This window comes from Acinetobacter sp. GQ146, from assembly GCF_059758585.1.
Window position 1 is genome coordinate 1 of the sequence record NZ_JCAXDV010000017.1, and the last position, 6,040, is coordinate 6,040.

At 38.6% G+C, this 6,040-nt stretch carries 1 protein-coding gene and 2 pseudogenes; all 3 read right to left on the bottom strand.

Features of this window, described 5'->3' with window-relative positions; all coding sequences use genetic code 11:
- A pseudogene (locus AC6CHI_RS16010) lies at positions 1-202 on the bottom strand (hypothetical protein); the annotation flags it as partial.
- Between the two features lie 9 nt (positions 203-211).
- The gene (locus AC6CHI_RS16015) at positions 212-5,224 is read right to left on the bottom strand and encodes an RHS repeat-associated core domain-containing protein (RefSeq protein ID WP_498122490.1); all 5,013 of its coding nucleotides are present in this window, start codon (positions 5,222-5,224) and stop codon (positions 212-214) included.
- Between the two features lie 69 nt (positions 5,225-5,293).
- A pseudogene (locus AC6CHI_RS16020) lies at positions 5,294-6,040 on the bottom strand (type VI secretion system Vgr family protein); the annotation flags it as partial.

The window sequence follows — 6,040 nt, forward strand, 5'->3', positions numbered from 1 at the left end:
CACTTTTATCTATTTTGATGAGTGCATATTGCTGCCCATAGTTGTGATTACCACGCGCACTAATATCTTTATACTCATATTTATAACCATAAAAATATTGATTCATAAAATCTTTAAATCGATCAGGAACAACTTTAGGTCTTTCAGCACTAGAGCATGCAGTAATAAAAATTAAAATGAATAACACTAATATAGATTTCATAATTTTACCTTAATACTTAACTGGTGTTTGTAAAAGCGGAATACTAATTGAAGCACCAGCATCAATATCAGCTTTATCTGAACTTAAACCTATTTCAATAGCTTTAGGTGATTTTAAATTCAACCATTCGCTTGATGCTGTAGTCGCACCCAACCGAATGTTTCGAAGAGTTGCTCCTGCACTAACAGCTCCTCCCTTTAAAAAATCATCTGTAGCTTTTGCACCAGAACCACTACTATTATAAATAAATCCTAAACTACATTGTCCACCAAGTAGCTGAGCCATTTTTTTAATATCTACAGCGGTATTTCTCATCCCTTTGTATATCTGTTTATACACATAGGTGCCATCTACACCTATAGTTGCATAGGATTGACCATTCCATAAATTTACAGCGACACCTGCTCCACGTCTTCCACCAGAGTGAGTGCAATATAAATAATCTGGAAGCTTACAGCCTTGGTGCATATAACATGCCATTGTCATAACTTTTCCAGAAGTATCTATTGTTTGATTAACTTTCTCTTTACCTTGCTGTCCTATGCTCTTTGCATATTCATATGCATTATTTCCAGCATTTTTTACGTCATTATATAAAACCTGCCCGCCCTCTTTAACTTTAGGTGCAGCCCAACTCACGGCCTCACTTGTATTTTGATATATTATTCCTGCCCCATTTTTTGCTTGTTGATAACTATTAGTTAAAGTTTTATGAACTTTAGAACCAGCTGTGATCGCAACTGCTGCATTTCGCTGAGCATTATTTATAAGTTTACCTAATGTATCTTTTTCATCTTGAGTTATCCATTTATTGGTCTTTATTATTTTCTGACTACTAAGTCCCATTGGATCGACCCATTGAGTTGGATCACTTACATAGGCAGAAGTGTTATATCCACCGAATAATCCTATCGGATCTTTACTCATATACCTTGCACTATACGGCTCATAATAACGATAACGGTTATAATGCAGTCCTGTTTCATTATCGTAATACTGACCTTGGAATCTAAGATTACTCTGCTCAAATGGATTGTCCTTATCTAGCATTTGAATCTCGAGTGCAGTACCCCACGTATCTTGGGTAATTTCCCAAACACATTCACCTGTAGCATTGCTGAGTGTTTGCGGTGTTCCCACCTGATCACAATGATAAAAAACAGTTTGCTCTAAAGCCACACGGTTTTTACGTGTATCTGTGCTCCAGATCGGATCTTTATAAATAGAATAAGGCTTGTTGAGGTATTCGCTATAATCAGGTGTTTCAATTAGTTCAATAAAACCTTGATAACCTGCCTGCATTAACGGCACAAAGCTGTCAGGCTCATAGACGTAATGTTTGGTATAGCTCTTTTGGGGATTATCTGAATTTCGACTTGATTCCCAAATCATCAAATCACCATCCCAACCAAATAAGGTGAAGTCTTGGTTTGATGATTTCTTATATAAACGACGTCCAAATACATCATAGCCATACTGTGTCACATGACCATTTAAGTTACTTTGAATTAAACGGTTATGATTGTCCCAAGTCAGCTTTAAGGTTTTACCATTTTGCGTAGTTTCAATCACATTGCCTTGTACATCATATTGATAATGCTTGCCTTGATACTGTTTGATTAAATTATTTTTGGCATGTGTTGTCTGATTCATTGGATCAACCAAATTCCCCGCTGGATCAAACTTAAAACTTTCGTTTTTATGCAGGCTCTGGGTTGAAATCAAACGTCCAATCGGATCATATTGATAATTGAGGTGTCCTAAACGACTGTCTTCAACTTGGGTGAGCAAATAGTTGTTATCATATTGATAATGTCTATACGCTTGATAACGTAAAAAATCTGAGCTTTCTTGCTCAGGCTCAATCTGTTGAGAAATCAATAACCCCACATCATTATAGTGCTTGGTTTGTACCAAACCATTTGCCAGAAAACGTACCGTTTCACGATGCAAATCATCACGCTGGAAAGAAACAATATCCTGTTGGTTAAAAGCAATTCCGTAGATATGCCCTGAACCATAGCTTAGGTTCGTCTGTTCCTGCCCATCGGGACGAATGGTTTTAACCAGATTACCTAATTCATCATATTCATAACGTAGCACAGCCGTTAGATTCAACAGCTTATAATGCTGATGTTCACGCACCAATTGCCCAAGCTGGTTACGATACATTTGCACTTGGCTCTCAGCATTACTGGCTGAGCTTAATTGTTGATTTAAGTTATATTCAAATTGCTCTGTCTGGCTTTGATGAGTATGCAGGTTAGTATACTTTTTAGATGCAATCAGCCCATCATCATAATAGCTAAATTCAGTCAAAATATTGGGTTGGCGAATCTGGAACAATAGACCATTTTCAGTATAACTATAGTGCTTTTCTTCACCATCAAATGCTTGTTCACGAACTAACTGACCCAACTTGTTATAGCCAAACAAGTATTCAGCCTGATTCTGGTTCATAAGCTTTTGAAGACGTCCTTGTTTATCCCATTGATAGCTCACACGGTGCTGATTGGCATCAATCCGATGCTCAAGCAAGCCGACATTATTGTATTGATATTGAGTAATTAGGCCGTTGGTATCGGTGTGTTTAAGCAAGCGACCCTCTTCATCATGCTCAAACAGCTCTTTTAATCCATCTGGGTAAACAATCGCTTGAAGCTGACCTTTATCTTTGCCTTGCATGCTATACAGATATTGAACTTTCTGCTCATTCGCTGCTTGCTGGGCACTTAGGTCACCTTCTTCATCATATTCCCATGTACTACTTTTTCCTGAACAATCAATATAAGACAGCATTTGTCCTTGATCATTGTACTGGATTTTTTTGATACCACCTTTGGCATCAATCACTTCTACAACTTGATTACTGGTGTTGTATTTATATTGGGTAACATGACCTAAAGGATTAATCTCTTTGCTGACGTTGCCCTGTGCATCATATTCACGTTTCCAGATATTGCCTTCTGGATCTTTGGTTTCGGTTAAATTGCCTTGTTCATCATAAGCAAAACGAATCACACCACCATTTGGCTGTACAATTTTCGCCAGTTGGCCCTGATCATTATATTCTTGTTGAGTTTCTCGACTTTCAAAATCAATTTGTCGGGTAATACGTTTTTCACCATCACGAGAATACCAAGACTCTCGTCCATCACCTAAACGGGTACGATAGGTAAAACCATCCAGATCAAAATAATAATAGGTCGGATTATCATAAGCATCGTAAACTGCAACCTGACGTAAACGTGGGTGCCATTTCAGTTTGGTATGAAAGCTGCCATCATCTGCCCATTCTTCAATGGCTTTGGCATTTGGCAACATCGACTCATAACGAACATTTTGCCCACGGCCTGTACGATCGGTATAGCGGGTTAACTGATGCGCCTGATTATATTCGTATTGTCTTGCATGTCCATTTTGATCGAAAGCTGTAGTCAGGTTGCCTTGAGCATCATAGTGATAGCGTGCCCAAGGTTCAATTTGATCATCCACAAATACAGCAATAATCTTAACTTGCTCATTAAAGGCAAATTTTAGTTGATGCTGCACCTGTTTAAACTGGAAATCAATTGCTTGAAGATAAGCAACTCCATCTGCCAAAAGATAACTTAGGCTAATTTTTTCATTGGTATTTTCATTAAATTGTTGAACTAAATGATAAGGCTGACCAAGACTAAATTGGTGGAAATGAAAGTTCCAGTCACCGCCAAAATTTAATAGCAAATCACCATTTTCAATTGGGTAAACCGTCATTCCTTCATAAGGCACAGTATACGCCTGCTGCAAAATCGTAGACGGTAATGGATGTTTACGACCTTTGGCATCAATAAAGATATAGCCTTGTTCTTTTGGCAGGATCACATTGGAAAATGGCATCATCCAGCGCGCACCCATCATCCCTTGATCAAACTCATCCATTTGCGAGTTATATTGGCGACTAAATACAAAACCGATTTTCGGTAAATAGAAATCGGCATGCTGAACCCGCTCTGCACCAATCGAATAACTGATACTTTGGCCCGTTTCTGTGCCTTTACCTTCACAAGGTGGTGCATTTAATGCATTGGCCTGTAAGCTCACAAACTCTAAGGTATCCCCTTTGGTATGACGCTCATATTCTCCCGTCTGGTTAATCGGCACACTGGCATTGCCTTTATTTTCACTGGCCTGAATCGCAGTTAAAGTTTGTTGTAATAACCAAGCCAAGCTGTATTTTTGTCCAGCGTTGGCTTGTTGCTGCAATGTCTGGCTTAATGTGGCAATTGCTTGTGTTGCTTTTTGCTGTAAGCGTGTTTGAATATTTGGCTGAAGCTTAGGTGTTAAGTCCGCCTGACTTGTTTGAGCAATTAAATCAATAAGTGGTGCAGACCAATTACTGAATTTTAGTGTCGGATCTCTTTTCTCTGCTGTAGCACCTGCTGACATTGCGGTCATACTTGTACTTATTGGTGTAGCAGGTACTGACAAGCTTTTAAGAATGCTACTTCCTAAAATCGTTGCCTGTGAGAGTAAGTCCGTTAATTTGGCTTGTGTTTCTTGTAAGAATTTTTCTAAATCACCCGCCACCATCGCATTCAGATGCAGCCCCAAACGCTTAATATCGGCTTCTTTGATCTTTCCATTTTCAGGATATAAGCATTGCGACATTAAACCGAACATCGGACGTAAAGCCATTCGTGCATGTGCTTCACTACTTGGCTCTGCAAATAACCCAATTAAATTTGCAGCTAGCAAAGCACCCTGTTGTACACCTGCATCCTCGGTTTTACTCTCTGTCGCGTAAAGAACCAGATCGAGTACACTGCCTGTTAAGGCAAAAATATTGGCTACCGTCGGGACATTAGCATTACCCTGTAGCTGCTCTAAACTGGTATTACCACATACCTGTAAATAAAGCTGGATTTGCTTGGCAATTACTTGCAGGTCAGTCACCGTGTTTACGCTATCTAAATTAAAAATAGCAAGTTCGATTGTTGACTCTTTGCTATCTATTACTTGTTGAGTATTTTCTTTAATCATTAATTTAAAACCCTAAATTCATCTCAATACGTCAATTTTTAAAACCTTATGCTTTGATTAAATCTCATACTAACGCTTATTCTTAGCATGAAAATAATCAACAACGTCTTGCTGACGTACTGAATCAATTTTGGCTGTTTCCATTAGTTTTGCAGTAACACGATCTTTAACCAAATCCATTCCTTGAGCTTTTATCATCTCAATTGACTGATTTGGATCCTTGGCTATTTGTGCCAAACTTTTGATTTGTTCAGGAGAAATATTAAGGTTCAACTGTTTTGAAACAACACTTAAAGCGGTATTGCTGACTTGATCCTTGATTTGTCCAACTGTCTGCTCAGCTAAATCATTTAAGGTATTTTTTCCTATGTTTTTAAGACTATTTTTATCCATCGAAAGTAAATTGCTGGTCAGTTGTTGTTTCATGTTCTGTTCTAATGCACTACTTAACGACGCTGCAACGTTCCCTACAGGTTCTGCCCAAGTATAATCACGTTTAAAATCACTACTTGGTGCCCATGCACTAGTCTCATCTTTCTCAAAAATAACTTTAGCTGCACCTGGGGCAATCCCTGTCACTTGAGCAAAACCATTTGCATCTAGCTTACCTGTAAGCTGCTTACCAAGTGAATCAATGACCTTATAGCTATTCTGTTTGAAGAAGTTATCACCACCATAAGTTCTCAATAACTCTAAAGCACCTTTAAGCGATTTCGACTTTGGCAACTGCGGTACATTACTATTGACATTTGCCCCTGATGTAAACACATGCTGCCCTGCCTTCACCTCAAACTTGCCACTGGTCGTTGGAAAAAC